Origin of the sequence: Rhodococcus sp. IC4_135, assembly GCF_011602025.1 — a bacterium.
Classification (GTDB): Bacteria; Actinomycetota; Actinomycetes; order Mycobacteriales; family Mycobacteriaceae; genus Rhodococcus_F; species Rhodococcus_F baikonurensis.
In genome coordinates this window covers 389,033-403,005 of the sequence record NZ_JAAOLG010000001.1, presented here as the reverse complement: position 1 = coordinate 403,005, position 13,973 = coordinate 389,033, and the positions used below count along the sequence as shown (strand labels likewise).

The window sequence follows — 13,973 nt, the reverse complement described above, 5'->3', positions numbered from 1 at the left end:
GGCATCGGACACGAGCTGATTCAGCCCCACCTCGTCAATCGAAGTGGGGCTGAATCTTTGTGATTTCACCTGATCAAGCAGGGAGGAAGATGCTCTTGGCTTCGAGGTACGCCGCCAGACCTTCCGGGCCGAATTCGCGCCCCACTCCCGAATTCTTGTAACCGCCGAAGGGACCAACGACGTCGAATCGTTGGCAGTTGACCGAGAAGGTACCGGTCCGAATCTGCCGTGCCACCTCGATGCCGCGAGCAGTGTCCGCGGTCCACACCGCTCCCGAGAGTCCGAGGTCGGAATCGTTGGCAATCGCGATCGCGTGAGCTTCGTCCTCGAACGCGATCAGGCAGACGACCGGCCCGAAGATTTCCTCGCGAGCAATCCGCATGGAGTTGTCGACGTTGCCGAAGACCGTGGGTTCGACGTACCAGCCTGTCGAAAGCCCCTCCGGAACAGACCCTCCCGTCAATATCTTCGCACCCTCTGCCTCACCGATTTCGACGTAGTCGAGCACTCGTTGCTGCTGCGCCGCACTGGTCATCGGGCCGATCACAGTCGCCGGATCGGTCGGATCGCCAACTTTCATCGCGGCGACCGCAGCAGCACACTTCTCTGCGATCTCGTCATATCTGCTGACTGGCAACAGAATACGCGTCAACGCGACGCAGGCTTGACCACTGTTGGCAAAGGATCCGGCCAGAATGTTGGGCAGCGCCCGATCGATATCTGCGTCTTCGAGGACTATCGCAGCCGACTTGCCACCGAGTTCGAGTGTCACTCGTGTGAGATTGGCGGCCGCAGCAGCCATGATCGCCTTACCTGCTGCCACCGAACCGGTGAAGGCCACCTTGTCGATTCCGGGGTGGGACACCAGATGTGCGCTCACGTCCCGGTCGGCAGGCAAGACGCTGAGCACTCCCTTCGGAAGTCCTGCCTGTGAACAGATCTCGGCCAGCAAGTTCGAATCGAGCGGCGTCTCCGGAGCCGGTTTCAAGATCACCGCACATCCGCTCAGAAGTGCCGGTGCAAGTTTCGCAGCGATCACCAACTGTGGCACGTTCCACGGAACTATTGCTGCCACGACACCCACGGGTTCGTGACGGATCAACATCGGGCCGCCGACGCCCTCACGCGACTCTTCGAACGGAAACTGCGCCGCAACGGCACACGCCGCGCCGTATGCCGCAACGGCTCCCAACACCTGCGTGCGCATCGCCGAACTGGACGGAGCACCGTTCTGCCGCGAGATCAGCGCTGCGAATTCCTCACTCCTGGCGAGAATCGCGTCCTTGATGCGGGTGACGACCGCGATGCGATCAGCAAGGGGTGTCTGTGCCCACTGTCCGGAATCACATGCCGCTCTCGCGATCTCCACTGCGCGGTCGACATCTGCCGTCGACGCCGCTGGGACCGAACCGATCACGCTCTCCGTATGCGGCGATATCACCTCGATGACGCCGCTGTCGGATGGTGTAACCCATTCGCCGCCGATGAATAGTTCGGTGTACTCGACACATGCTTCCATGCTCGCCCACTCCTCAGGTTTAGTGTTCAGCGGATCAGCGCTTAGATCTCGCCGGTATGTCGTAGACCATATATTTCAGATCATAAAGTTAATTGACAATAATGCAAACAAGCGACTCCCCCGCTCTTGACACGGTTAAGGATTACGCCTTACCGTAGCGAAGGACTCCAACCGAACGAGTAAGGATGACGGACATGACGGCATTCGTGAACGGACAGATCTACCCGGTAGCAACCGATCCACTCGCTGCTTACGGGCCACTCGTGGCGTCGCGCACCGCGGAGGGATTCGACGTGTTGCCCTACACACGTTTCACACTCACTCCGACGACGCCTACCATCGGTGCAGAAATCTCGGGAATCCAACTGAGCGGGCAACTCTCGGACGAGACGATGTCGGAACTTCGCCGAGCGCTACTCGAATGGAAAGTACTCTTCTTCCGCGATCAAACTATCGACCGCAGCGAACACCGAGATTTCGCGAGTCGATGGGGCTCACTGGAACAGCATCCATTTTTCAAGTACACCCAACCAGGCCAGAGCGAAGCCGACATCGTCACTCTCGCCAAAGATGCGATGACCGGCGGCGTGGAGAACAACTGGCACAACGACGTCAGTTGGCACGAGTTCCCCTCGTTCGCAGCGGTCCTGCGTGCGGTCGAGGTTCCTCCGGTCGGCGGCGATACCTTGTGGGCCGATACCGGAGCGGCGTACGAACTACTCCCGCAGGACATCAAAGAACGCATTGATCGGCTTGTTGCCGAGCATGATTGGATCAATTCGTTCGGCAAGCACATGGATCCGTCGACGGTGGCGAAGTTGCGTCCACAGTTCCCTGCGGTTCGACATCCTGTGGTGCGGGTGATCCCCGAGACCGGGCGGAAGGTCCTCTTCGTCAATCTCAGCTTCACTCAGAGGATCGTCGGGGTATCCGAAGCCGAGTCCAACGAGCTACTCACTCTGCTCTACCGACACGTACATCGTCCCGAGTTCCAAGTACGCCTCAAATGGCGGAAGAATACGATTGCGTTCTGGGACAACCGAACTTGTCAGCACTACGCGGCCAGCGACTACTTTCCCGCTCGCAGAGTGATGGATCGAATATCGATCGTCGGCGACAGGCCCGTGGGCGCTCGCTGACACCGGAGTCTCAGGAGCTGACGAACGACTCGACCATCCGTCGTTCGTCGGTCTCGTCTGCGAGAGGCCATGCCAACAGCATCAACACGATCCGAACCACCCACTGCGACTTCTGCCCTTCGGGATCCAATCCGGCAAGTTCCAGTGCAGTACGCGGCAGCAGCGGCGAAGACACGAGATACTCGTCGATCCCGTTGGCCCGCGCTGCCGCAAGGCCGTGGCTCATGGCAGCGTCGGATCGTATCGCGTCGACGGCGACGAGAATCGACTCCACGATCCGCTCGTCGCCGTGCAATGATTCGACGGCAGCCGCAACCTGCCTCGCCACGGAAGCCGCACCTCGGGACAACAGCCCTTCGCGAATCGCGGACTTGCCACCCACGTAGCGGTAGAGCGTTGCCCGCGAACAGCCTGCGCGCGAAGCGACGTCGTCGGCATTGAACCGATCGAATCCGTGTTCTCGAATCAGCTCTGCTGCAGCCGCGAAGATGCGCTCGGTAGCGAGTTCACGACGATTACCGCCGGCCAGCCAATCGGCGGCGTGGCGCTCGTTCGCACCGGTCACTCTCCGTCACCTCGTCTCACTCTGAGACAGATTCAATCAGAAATCTCTACGTTCCGGAAGGCGGGGAGCCTTTGACCTGGGAGAAGCAGGGAAGTCAGAATGTGCGTGAGATTTTCTCAAAATGCCAGTTCAGAGGCATTTTCTACCTGTTGACTTCTCCTTCCGGGGCGTGAAATCTTCCCTTCGTGACACCATCGACGCTCGACATCAATCCCTTCCTCCCGTCGAACATCGACGACCCGTACCCGCTCTACGACGTACTCCGGCGCGAGCACCCCGTGTACCGAATTCCCGATACCGACTTCTATCTGGTGTCGACGTGGGAACTGGTCACCGAGGCCGTTTCCCGTACGGAGGACTTCTCCTCCAACCTCACCGGCGTGCTGGTCCGTACACCGGACGGTTCGGCCCTGACCTTCGATATGGACAGCGGCGGGCAAGCTGTTCACGTTCTCGCGACTGCCGACGAGCCCGACCATCAGCACCAGCGCAAACTTGTGCTGCCGACACTGGTCGCCAAACGCATACGAGCACTCGAGCCGACGATGCTCGAGTACACGCAGCAGTTGTGGGACAACGGCTTCGACGGTCGACAGATCGAATGGGTCACGTCGGTAGCGGACACACTGCCGCTGCAGATGGTTGCCACACTGATCGGCCTGCCGGCACACGACGTCCCCCAATTGCTGGAGTGGTCGTACGACAGCACCGAACTTCTCAGCGGCATCGTGACGGCGGAACGGTTGACAGACGTCGTCACCTCGGCTGCCGAACTCACCGGGTACCTCTACGGCAAGTTTCGTGAGGCGCGGACAAACCCGGTCGACGATCTACTCGGAGACCTCGTTCACTGCTGTGACGCAGGCGAACTCAGCGAAGACGTGGCCGTGCTGATGCTGGTGCAACTCGTCGGTGCGGGTGGCGAATCAACCGCCGGACTGATCGCCAACTCTGCACGGCTACTCGCCGAGCGCCCTGAGATCCAGATCCAATTGCGCGAGGACCCGATGCTCCTGGGCGCGTTCCTGGAGGAGACGCTCAGACTCGAGTCGCCTTTTCGCGGACACCACCGACATGTCAATGCGGACACAACACTCGGCGGAGTGGCGCTACCCGCCGGAAGTCATCTCATACTGCTGTGGGGCTCGGCGAACCGCGACCCGGAGTCGTTCGCCGAGCCACAGGTGATGAACCTCGACAGGGCCAATCTCCGAGCGCATTTCGCCTTCGGCAAAGGTGCACATTTCTGTGTTGGGGCCGCGCTGGCTCGCCTGGAAGCTAAGACCGCAATCGCAGTCCTTCTCGAGAACAGTTCACACGTCTCAGTCGATTCCCAATCCCCACCCCGTTGGGTCCCCAGCATGTTCGTGCGCCGCCATCAGAGTTTGCATCTGAACGTCTCACCACACCGAGAGGTCACACCATGAGTCCCGAAGAACTGGTCACTGCTTTCTGCGCCGAGTGGAAGAACGGTAGTGCCGAGACGATCGCGTCGTACTTCGGTGAAGATGCTGTCTACCATAATATTCCGATGGACCCGATCGTCGGACGCACCGAGATCCTGAAGTTCCTGGAAGGGTTCATTTCGGCCTTCGGTGGGATCGAGTTCACGATTCATCACCAGTCCGCCAACGGTTCGACTGTACTCAACGAACGGACCGATCGTTTCGACCTCGGCGACAAACACGTAGTCCTGCCGGTCATGGGGATCTTCGAGATCGCGGACTCGAAAATTGTTGCATGGCGTGACTATTTCGATCTCGCGCCGATCAACAAACTGTTGGCCGGGTGATTCGCTCACTTGTCGAAGTTATGCGCTATCCAGTCGACTGTCTGCATTCCGAACAGATCAGTTCCCCAGCCGTAGGGATCTGCGAATGCGCGATCCATACTGCAGTCGGTGGGCTGATAGCTCACGTCCGTCCCTCTACTCCTGTACGTGTCCGCCAGTTCACGCGCATCGGCTGCCGGTACAAGTGACATCGGGGAGTCGTCCTTTGCACATGAAGCTATCAATACCTTCGACGCCGGAGCACCGTGACCTAATACGTTGTCGTCGTACGCGCGCTGGAAGCTAAGTTCTGTGATCGGATCGATTCCCGGCTCGAAAAGGCTTGCCAGCGGTACGAACGGAAGCGTGAAGTACGCCGGCATCTGGCACTCACCCCGGTACGCGTCGGCGATCGCTCTGCCCACGGGATTGAGCTTGTCGTTCAATTTCATCTCGGGGTACCAGGGTTCGAGGCCGAGAAGCGTCGCAAATCCGAAACCGGCGCCGACAGAGGAATCTGTTGTCTCCATGAATGTTCGGGGCTTGATCACCATTCCTTCGAGGACTGTCGAGACGATCTCGAGCTCCGGGGCGTAAGACGGCGCAGATTCGGCGGCAAATGCAGAGCCGACTCCACCACCGGCGATTCCGAACAACGCAATCTCCGTATCGGGATTCAATTCGGAAGCCTGCACCTGAAATGCTGCGCGCACCGCATCCAACTGGGCGTGCCCGGCAAACCTACCCGCGAAGACACCGTGGGGGTCGCGGTCTCCGTTGTTACCGACGTCGGAAATCACTACTGCATAACCTTTTCCGAACATCAGTGCCAGCGGACCCAAGGCAGACCAGGACGCGCCGTCGAGCGGATCGCCGCCAGTCCAGTGCGAACTCGGATGACAGTAGCCGCCGACGCTGTCGTTGGCCTCCTGATAGCTGATGATCTTCTTCTCCGACGCCGGCGTTCCGTCGATCGGGATCATCATGATTCCAGTGCTCACTACCGGCGTCGAACCGTCGATTCCGGTTGTGACGTACATGATCTTGTAGGCATCGAGCTGTCCCGGTTTGTATCCGGTGAACAGTACATCCACCTTCTTCGACTTCAGGAGGTCACCGGGACGCTCGTCGCCGTTCAACTCCGGCTCGTCGTAAAACGGATCATCGGCGGTGAGTGCGGTAAAGATCTCGTCGTCGGATGCGAACTCCCCCGAACTGAGAGCACCGACTGTGAACCCGTTGAATATCTCTCCCAGAGTTGGGGTGTCGGTCCGAAGCTCTTGGGAGACAGGAGTTTGAGCGTCTTCTGGAACGCCACTGCCCGGCACCTCGGCCCCCGCAGTTGCAGGCAGAACCAGCGCAACGGTCAGCGCTGCCAAAGGCGCAAACCTTCGGAACGTGGCCGCCGACATCACTGAACCGTCACTTTCAAACTGGAGAGGGCCGATTCGAGAGTTTGTGGGAGGGTCATCATCGGGCGGTGGCTCTCCAATTGAATTTCGTAGGGAACGCTCAATGTGGCTACGAGCCGTGGCCAATCTTCTTCGACCATCGCTCGGTACTTCGGCAAGAGCTGTGAGGTGATGTAGTCCCAACGGTCCTCGTACACCGACCAGTTCCAATCCGGCAGTGGCATCGTGACGTTCGCGGTGCGTCCGTCGGCGAGTGTCGTCGTGAACTCGAGGGGCCGAAACGAGCGAGGCGGGACCACGCCGGCAACCGAAGGTGAGCCGGCAACCGTCGATGCATAGGTGATCGCCTCTCCCACATCACCTTTGTACGCGCGCACGCGATCCCACTGGTCGTGGATGATCACCCCTTGCTCTCGCTGGAGCAGCGCCGCGTTCCCCTGTGCAATTCGATCCGGATCGCCGGACGCGACATCGCGCCAGGCGTCCATGACGTCGTGGCCGAACAATCCCGCGCGCTGCATTTCCTCCAGCGCGGGAAGTCCTTCATCCACGTACGCCTGATGCATCGGCATCAGATCCGAAAAGATGTTCTTCTGCATCACCAGAATCATCCCCAGCGCAAAATCCAAATCGTCAGCGGTGACGGTCCGCCCCACCGATGCGAGTGCCCGCAACCCTTCCGGGAGTTGTTCCAGCGCTTGCTTACCCACCCGATCAGTGACCTGAGAGACTATCGCATTGGCGAGCTGCTGCAGATTGGGCAACGAGTAAACGTCTGCCATCAACTCGAAGTCGATCAATCCCCCGCCGAAATCCGCGCCGACCTGTCCACCCATGCCCGCCCACTGCAATTCCGGGTGACCGAGCTGCAGATCCTCGTAGAAGCGATACGATTTCACGAGATTCGAGCGATTGGCCGACACCCCGGTGCGCGGGTTCCACGACGCCAAGTCGATCCCGGCAGCTTGCGTGGCAACGACCAATCGATACTGAAACAGCAAGGCCGCATAGGATTTCGGAGTGCGACCACTGGCGCGAGCTTCCTCGACAAGAGCCTGCAGGATGCCAAGATCCGTCGGCAACGCCGGATGCACACCGCCCGGACCGTATTCGGCATTCCGATTCACCAAAGGCAAATTCACGTACTCGTCCAGCTCGGACGCCGACGCTGATGTCTGTACCGACAGCAACGCGGACATCGTCAGCGCACATGCCGTCGTTGCTACCACTACGCCGCGCGCCCAACGGCGTCGCCGAACTACGGCCCCCAGGTTTAACCGCATATCGATCCCCGTACTCAGATCGGCAATCGCCCCGATCGATTGCCGATACCAAACTTACTTTGCAGTTACATAACTCGAGACCTGAAGAATTGCGAATCCACTGCGAGCGATTCAGGTATCTCTACACGTCGTTGCCAGTCACTGTTGCTTTATCCCGTCCCCGGGTCGCCGAAACCTCACCAGCCGGCGACCGACCGGTTACCTGTTTGCCGGACACCGTCAGACAAGCGGATCTACGACTGTGCCCCCGAGTCCTGGAGACTCGGGGGCACAATCGAGAGGGCTCGTGATCAACTGCTACCCGAAGTCAGGCATGTTCTGCCCGCTGTCCTTGTAGAACTTCCACGTGCCGTCCTGCGGCGACTCCATGATGCGGAAGACCTCGGTTGCCCCGACAATCCACAACTGGCCGTTGTACCAGTGCAAAGTGGAGCCCGATTCGACACGGCCACTGGCGAGTTCGTTGCCGTCGGCGTCGACGACCGCAACCTTGTTCCCACCCGCGGTCCAGCCGCCGGTGAGGCCGCCGCTCTCGACTGTGTCCGTGAGAACCGGCTTCGGATCAGCCGAGGGAGTGATCTCCGGCGACGTAGTTTCCGGGGTGGTCGGTGCCGGAGTTGTCGTGCTCGGTGCCGTCGTGGTCGTGGCCTCGGTTGTGCTGGTCGGCTCGGTAGAGGTTGTCGGATCGACGGTCTCGCTCGTTGACGGAGCTTGCGTGGTGGTCGATTCCGACTCGACGGCATCCGGTTCGCTCGGCACCATCGCTTCGGCCTGCATCCTGCTCAGAGGATTCGCCCCGTTGGGTGCCGGTGTCGTCGGATTCCAGGTGGAGACGTTCTCCCAGGCTTGGTTGGCCTTGTTTGTTCCGGTACTACCTTCGCACTCTGTACGGTTGGAAACTACGTCTTTATGGGACATCCCCTTGTTCGAAACGGTATAGCCAGACGATCTCGCCGGGCCATTGACCGTGTACACCCGGGCATAGAGCCCGTCACCTCGTGGACTGACAGCTGTGATACCGCTGATCTTGCGATCATTCGCGGCCTTCGGGAAAGGTCCTTGTCGGACCACACCACTACCACGATCCACAAGCTCGACCACATAGCCTGTCGCACCTGGGACTTCAGCCCAGGTGATCTCTGCCCGATTAGCCGTCAAGTCGTACCAACGGTCAGGGTTTGTCGTGCAGGTTACGGACGAGGTGAGCGGCGTCGGATAGAAGTTGCCCGTCGCCACCTGTGCGCCAGTCGAATTGACCGCGTCAGTTGGGTTGGCCATCGTCCCGGTGGCCTGAGCCAGGCCGAAAGCCATTGCAGCAGCGCCGCCGATGGCGATCAACGACCGCAGCGGCTTCATGCGGGTCCTAGCCCGACGCATTTCAATCATTATGAGCCTCCTGAAGCTCCCCGCAGGTTTCGTCAGCATCGACGCGGGCGTCATTTGTAGTGGCGGCGCGGGCATTCTCCAGACGCCGGTCTTTAGTTCGTCCAAATGCGATGACCAGCACCGCGCCTACCAATCCGCCGCCGAGGAAAGTTGCGAGCGGGCTGGAAAGCCACGCAACGACATAGCCGAGTCCACCGGCACTGGTGAACACGCGGTCTGCCTCGGTGATGGTGTACGGCAACCGATCGGCCACATTGTTGGCATCCCCCTTGAGCGTGGCGAGCACGGTGTCTGCGCCGGCCGGTTCGAGTTCGACCACGCGGTGGGTGATGCGCACGCCTTGGTCGTTGTCGACGCTGATCACATCGCCGACGGCGAGTTCGGTTGCAGGCACGGTCTTCGCCAACGCCAGCGCGCCGGTGGATATCGCAGGCTCCATCGAACCGGAGCGAAACACCAGCGGCTTGATTCCGAATATCAGGGACGCAAGAGTCGCGATGATGCAGATGAGCCCAGCGACTGCAGCCACATTCAAGGCAATTTCCTTGCCACGACTGCGTCCCACCGTCACCTCCTCATCGGTGCTGTCCATCTCGATGATCACTGCCCCGTTGCGGTGAAGTTGAAGCCGAGGTCGGCGATCTTGAACTGCTCCGTCTGACCCGCGGTGGAATCGACGGTCACCTTGATGCACACCTGCTCCGAAACACCGGCAGCGAGTGATCTGCCGGAGACGAGTGTCGGGTTGCCGGAGAACGCTTGCTGTGTCCCGATGATCGGTCCTGAACAGGTACTGCCGTCATTGGCGCCGGTCTGATGCAGGGAAACCTTGAGCTTCCCGATCAACGCGGACGAGCCGGTGGCCGTTGCCGATACTGCCCACTGGAAGTTGGCTGTTCCGGTGTTCTGAACCGTCAACGCCCCGGCTTCACTCTGGCCTGGCAGCATGCTGTTGCGCTTGAGTTCGGTGAATTGGTGTGCGGGCCGCTGGTTGTCGACTTTCAGCTGAACCGACGAAGTGCTGAACATGCCGGTGGTCGCGGTAGCGCTGTCGGACCACGCCGCCATCGTGCCGACCGCTCCGAGGCCCAGGACCATGCCGAGTGAGAGCACGGCCCGAGTACGTATCCAACCGGTCTCGCCCAGTCGGCTTCGCATCCGCGCCCCGAGACGCGCGCCGCCGCCCGATTTCTGTTCTGTAGACATTCTGCTGTCCTATTTCGATTCGGAGTTTGGTGCCGATGGATCGGCGGGCAATACCGGCGCGCCGAGTTCAGGGCCGGAAAGATTCGGGTCGGTGCCACTTTCGTCGTCATCGGCCTTGCCCCGCTTGTCGCGGATGCCGCTGACGACCATCCACACCGCATACACAGCCAGGCCGGCAGCAACGCCTGTGGTGAGAATCGAACGCGATTGCCCGTTGATCACCGAGTTCACCCGGCCCAGATACGGCACCGAGTAGATGACACGACCACGGATCTGCTCGGGCACCAGCGACCACGAGTCGGCGACGGGGTTGTTGTCGCCGCGAGTGTGGATGCGACGCTCCCCTTCCCCGGTGTAGTAAATGCCCTCGATGCGGTGGGTGACCACCGCTGGATCGCCGGAGACGGGCTGGAACGTGATCACGTCCCCGGTGGTCAGATCCTCGTTGGGGGTCGGCTTGACCACGATGAGCGTGCCAGGGGGCATGGTCGGTTCCATCGAGCCGGTGAGAACCGTGTACGCAGTGGAGCCGGTAAGTCGAGGGATAACGACCATCACCGCGAGAACGCCGATCATCAACAGCAACAGCACCCACGAGACGATGGTGCGAGTCCACCACCAGAGGGTGGTCTTCTCGCCTGCGTCTTGTTCGGGATCATGTTGCTGCTCAGACTTTTCCACGTGTGCGCCGTGCCGGGGTCGATACTCGGCACGTTCGCCCGCGCGCCGGCTTCTCGCGGTGACGGTCATGACTGGCTCACTGAGCTTGCGTCGAACGTGAACGTCGCGTTGGACTGTTGGCTCGCTGCCGCGCCCTGGCCCAGTGTGGCCCGCAGGCACAACACCTGCACCTGACCGGCCGGGACAAGTTGGGGCTGAGCGAAGCCGGCGCCGTCCATGGCACCGTTGTAGAGCTCAGTGCCCACGTCACCAGTGGCGGTGCAGGCCGCCTCGTTGGCTACCTTGGCCACGCGCAGGCTCAGCGGCGGTGGGGTGGCGCCGTTGAGTACAACATCGGAAAGCACGTAGTTCATCTGCACGTTGCCGGAGTTGATCACCGGCAAAGGCATCTGAATGCTGTCGCCCGGGCCCTTGTTGTCCAACTTGAACCCATCGAGGTTGAACTGCTTGACCCCTTCACCGCCGGCAGAGATATCGAGCATGCCTGCCTGAATAGTGCCGCCGGTCGATTCTGCGGTATCGCGCCACAGCGCGCCGGTCTGCTGCACCGAGACGAACCCGATGAGCAGAACCGACGACGCTGCGATCGCCCATTTGTACTGGGTCTTCACGTGACCTTCTTTGGCTTAGTTGAACGTCTGCTCGAGGGTGACCGCGCCGCCGGCGAGGCTGGCGGTCTTCGTCTGACCGGTGTTGTCGCCCGCGGCCCCCGCGTTGAATGTGATGGTGGTCGTGAACGTTGCCGCCTGATCCAGGCCGGCGGTGTACGTCGTCACGGTGCCACTAGCCGGGGCCACGGTCAGCTGATTCAGCGTGACGAGGTCTCCAGTGACCCCCGTGAGTGAAGGCGTCAACTTCGCCTTCAGGTTCGTGCCAACGAGGTCGATGCTGTAGTTCGCGGTGTAGGTGACGACATCACCGGGCACAATCAGGTCGCTCGCGGGATTGAAGGTACTGCCGTTTGCCCACTTCCACACGCCGGCGCCGACCTGCTCGACCGACAGCGAACCGGCGCCAACCGTCTGCGGAGCGCCGCCGTTGGTGGACGAGTTCCACGCGGCCATGGTTCCGGCACCGCCTGCAAGCAGAACGGCAGCCGCACCTGCGGCGATCGCACCCTTTGTGGTCTTGTTCATCTGGTATTCCTCCTGTGCAGTTCGCGGCGGGACATCCGACGCGCTTGGTTGAGCCCGGGCCGTGCGGATGTGCACTCCGGTGAAACAGCCCCAGGAAGGGGCATGGGAATTGAAGCCACCGAATTGAATTCGGTGACCGAGAAGGTTGGCGATGCGCGGAGATGGTCGAGATCGCCCCGCGCATCGCGAGGTCTAAGTGGCCGGTTGGGCCGGAGTGGTTATCCGCCGAGGCTTCCGAACAGGTCCAGGCTTCCGAGCGAACCGGTGCTACTGCCGAGCGAACCGCTGCTGCTGCCGCCCGGATCGGTGGTTTTCGCAGTGACCTTGACCGTGACTCCCGCGGAGGCGGGGCTGGTCCCACCCACATTTGTCGCCGTGGCGGTAATCGGATGACTGCCGGGCGTGGTGATCGTCAGATTGCAGCTGAAGTTCCCACTCGTATCCGCGGTGGCGGTGCAGGTGGCGCCGCCTCCGGTCACGGTGACCGTGCTGTTGGGCTCTGCCTTGCCGGAGACCTTGACGGGTGTGCCCGCCTCTACCTCGGCGGCGCCCAGAGACAAGTCGGTCGGAGCACTGGGGGCTACCACAGCAGGCTCGCCCTCCACCAGGACCAGACCCCAGCCGGGGTTGATTTCGTATCCCTGCAGGACTTCGCTGGCCGGGATGCCGATCATGAAACCGGCCATCACGTTGGCGTTCTGTGCGAGAGGCGTTTTCACCAGCTCGATCCGCGTCGACGAATCCGCATTCGGCCCGATCACGAACTGCTGGCCGACCTGGCCGTCGAGCTTGCCCCGCACTGTCGCAGTGCCGCCGCCCGAGACGGACCAGCTCTCGCTGAAAAGAGTGAGGGTGGCGGGAAGGTCGCAGACATTGCGAACATTGAAGGCCAACTGCGTGCCCTCGTCACCGGGGATCGGGATGTAGTCGGTTCCACTGGGATCGAAGGCCGCTGGTTTCACCCAGGGGCCACCGTCCTGGGACATCTCCAGGCACTGGTCCGTGATGTCGTCGCCCGGGGCGGCCGCGGCGGTGCCGGGCGCAAGCAGCGCGCCGGAGGTCGCGAGGAGCAATGCAGCCGGCAGCGCCGCCAACACAGCAGTGGCGCGCCGGGGGAGACGGGATTCGCGTCCGTCCCCGACCGGGAAAAATCGAGGCATGTGAAGACTCATTTCATCTGTCCCGTTGCCGGGGATGGGGGTGAAGAGACGACAGATCCAGGTACATCCGCCGTCGGTGCCGAACATGTTGCACAAAGCTTGCGAGCTGAACTGAGAAGCTGTGCATGCCCTCGCTCATACATAGCTACTGTTCCGCTTCGGATCAATTTTTATCACACGTATCAGCTTTTGTGGCGGTTTTACTGGTCAAACGTTCAGAAGGAATTCCGACCCACGATGACAGCAAATTACGCGCCCTGACCAGTGCAGTTAGAAACAGTTAGCTATACGCAGTAACTAGATCGCACAAAAGTATCTGTAACCGAATGGGCGATTAGTTCCGCCGATAAGAGGAACACGTTCTACATACCCTTGGTATATGGAACCTTTTTGAACGCACTTACTCGTAGATAACAGCGACCCTCGAGCAAATGGCGGAGCGAGCCCACACGACGAGCCGTCACATTCTATTTCGAGGGCACCTCCCCGAAGGGGCCGTCGATTGCTGCACCTTTCGAACCAGCCAACCGTTCCGAACTGCGCGGTGCACCGAAATCGATACGCCACCAAGAACTCTGTCCGAAACATCGAATAGCGACTGCCCCTACTGCACCCAAAGCTCTGGGCCGGGAAGCACATTCGCTTCCCGGCCCACGTGCACCGATAGTCACCGGCGCCGGTAAGGAGTTGACTACCGACACCCAAACGTAAAGTA

14 protein-coding genes are annotated in these 13,973 nt (G+C 60.8%); 3 read left to right on the top strand and 11 right to left on the bottom strand.

From position 1 onward, the window contains the following. Positions 1 to 73: 73 nt before the first annotated feature. Positions 74 to 1,519: an aldehyde dehydrogenase gene (locus G8767_RS01975; RefSeq protein ID WP_095968596.1), complete on the bottom strand. Its 1,446-nt coding sequence runs from the start codon at positions 1,517 to 1,519 to the stop codon at positions 74 to 76. A 185-nt stretch (positions 1,520 to 1,704) separates the two neighbouring features. Between G8767_RS01975 and G8767_RS01970 the strand changes: the two genes are divergently transcribed. Further along, positions 1,705 to 2,658, top strand: coding sequence for a TauD/TfdA family dioxygenase (locus G8767_RS01970; RefSeq protein WP_095968595.1), 954 nt, complete (start codon positions 1,705 to 1,707; stop codon positions 2,656 to 2,658). A 10-nt stretch (positions 2,659 to 2,668) separates the two neighbouring features. Here the strand turns inward: G8767_RS01970 and G8767_RS01965 are convergent, their stop codons facing one another. Further along, positions 2,669 to 3,223 carry a helix-turn-helix domain-containing protein gene (locus tag G8767_RS01965; protein ID WP_095968594.1) on the bottom strand — a complete coding sequence of 185 codons (555 nt, stop codon included), beginning with the start codon at positions 3,221 to 3,223 and terminating at the stop codon, positions 2,669 to 2,671. Positions 3,224 to 3,408: 185 nt separating this feature from the next. Here G8767_RS01965 and G8767_RS01960 point away from each other — a divergent pair, with 185 nt between their 5' ends. Then, complete coding sequence (locus tag G8767_RS01960; RefSeq protein ID WP_124567745.1) at positions 3,409 to 4,650, top strand: cytochrome P450; 1,242 nt, start codon at positions 3,409 to 3,411, stop codon at positions 4,648 to 4,650. Continuing rightward, positions 4,647 to 5,015, top strand: coding sequence for a limonene-1,2-epoxide hydrolase family protein (locus tag G8767_RS01955; protein ID WP_124567746.1), 369 nt, complete (start codon positions 4,647 to 4,649; stop codon positions 5,013 to 5,015). The genes G8767_RS01960 and G8767_RS01955 overlap by 4 nt, the downstream gene beginning before the upstream one ends. Before the next feature lie 5 nt (positions 5,016 to 5,020). Here G8767_RS01955 and G8767_RS01950 read toward each other — a convergent pair whose 3' ends face one another. The 9 genes from G8767_RS01950 to G8767_RS01910 all read right to left on the bottom strand — a co-directional run bounded on the left by G8767_RS01950 (position 5,021) and on the right by G8767_RS01910 (position 13,258). Continuing rightward, positions 5,021 to 6,409, bottom strand: a complete 1,389-nt coding sequence (locus tag G8767_RS01950; RefSeq protein WP_166809189.1) for a lipase family protein — start codon at positions 6,407 to 6,409, stop codon at positions 5,021 to 5,023. Continuing rightward, a complete protein-coding gene (locus G8767_RS01945; protein WP_166809188.1) occupies positions 6,406 to 7,689 on the bottom strand; it encodes a hypothetical protein in 1,284 nt (427 codons plus the stop codon). Before G8767_RS01945 ends, G8767_RS01950 begins: the two co-directional genes overlap by 4 nt. 297 nt (positions 7,690 to 7,986) lie before the next feature. Continuing rightward, positions 7,987 to 9,045 (bottom strand): hypothetical protein, encoded by a 1,059-nt coding sequence (locus G8767_RS01940; RefSeq protein WP_166809187.1) that lies wholly within the window; start codon positions 9,043 to 9,045, stop codon positions 7,987 to 7,989. 22 nt (positions 9,046 to 9,067) lie between these two features. Continuing rightward, the gene (locus G8767_RS01935) at positions 9,068 to 9,667 is read right to left on the bottom strand and encodes a signal peptidase I (RefSeq protein WP_166809186.1); all 600 of its coding nucleotides are present in this window, start codon (positions 9,665 to 9,667) and stop codon (positions 9,068 to 9,070) included. Between the two features lie 8 nt (positions 9,668 to 9,675). After that, complete coding sequence (locus tag G8767_RS01930) at positions 9,676 to 10,281, bottom strand: SipW-dependent-type signal peptide-containing protein (RefSeq protein ID WP_166809185.1); 606 nt, start codon at positions 10,279 to 10,281, stop codon at positions 9,676 to 9,678. 9 nt (positions 10,282 to 10,290) lie between these two features. Then, on the bottom strand, positions 10,291 to 11,031 hold the full coding sequence (locus G8767_RS01925; RefSeq protein WP_166809184.1) for a signal peptidase I: 741 nt from the start codon (positions 11,029 to 11,031) through the stop codon (positions 10,291 to 10,293). Beyond that, complete coding sequence (locus G8767_RS01920) at positions 11,028 to 11,573, bottom strand: hypothetical protein (protein WP_020909026.1); 546 nt, start codon at positions 11,571 to 11,573, stop codon at positions 11,028 to 11,030. The genes G8767_RS01925 and G8767_RS01920 overlap by 4 nt, the downstream gene beginning before the upstream one ends. A gap of 15 nt (positions 11,574 to 11,588) precedes the next feature. Next, complete coding sequence (locus tag G8767_RS01915) at positions 11,589 to 12,098, bottom strand: alternate-type signal peptide domain-containing protein (protein WP_206028796.1); 510 nt, start codon at positions 12,096 to 12,098, stop codon at positions 11,589 to 11,591. A 218-nt stretch (positions 12,099 to 12,316) separates the two neighbouring features. Beyond that, the gene (locus G8767_RS01910) at positions 12,317 to 13,258 is read right to left on the bottom strand and encodes an Ig-like domain-containing protein (protein WP_166809182.1); all 942 of its coding nucleotides are present in this window, start codon (positions 13,256 to 13,258) and stop codon (positions 12,317 to 12,319) included. Between the last annotated feature and the right edge of the window lie 715 nt (positions 13,259 to 13,973).

Bases quoted from the DNA above. Each gene is read 5' to 3' on its own strand.
- G8767_RS01975 (WP_095968596.1), bottom strand. From the start codon at position 1,519: ATGGAAGCATGTGTCGAGTACACCGAACTATTCATCGGCGGCGAATGG.
- G8767_RS01970 (WP_095968595.1), top strand. From the start codon at position 1,705: ATGACGGACATGACGGCATTCGTGAACGGACAGATCTACCCGGTAGCA.
- G8767_RS01955 (WP_124567746.1), top strand. From the start codon at position 4,647: ATGAGTCCCGAAGAACTGGTCACTGCTTTCTGCGCCGAGTGGAAGAAC.
- G8767_RS01945 (WP_166809188.1), bottom strand. From the start codon at position 7,689: ATGCGGTTAAACCTGGGGGCCGTAGTTCGGCGACGCCGTTGGGCGCGC.
- G8767_RS01940 (WP_166809187.1), bottom strand. From the start codon at position 9,045: ATGAAGCCGCTGCGGTCGTTGATCGCCATCGGCGGCGCTGCTGCAATG.
- G8767_RS01935 (WP_166809186.1), bottom strand. From the start codon at position 9,667: ATGGACAGCACCGATGAGGAGGTGACGGTGGGACGCAGTCGTGGCAAG.
- G8767_RS01930 (WP_166809185.1), bottom strand. From the start codon at position 10,281: ATGTCTACAGAACAGAAATCGGGCGGCGGCGCGCGTCTCGGGGCGCGG.
- G8767_RS01925 (WP_166809184.1), bottom strand. From the start codon at position 11,031: ATGACCGTCACCGCGAGAAGCCGGCGCGCGGGCGAACGTGCCGAGTAT.
- G8767_RS01915 (WP_206028796.1), bottom strand. From the start codon at position 12,098: ATGAACAAGACCACAAAGGGTGCGATCGCCGCAGGTGCGGCTGCCGTT.
- G8767_RS01910 (WP_166809182.1), bottom strand. From the start codon at position 13,258: ATGCCTCGATTTTTCCCGGTCGGGGACGGACGCGAATCCCGTCTCCCC.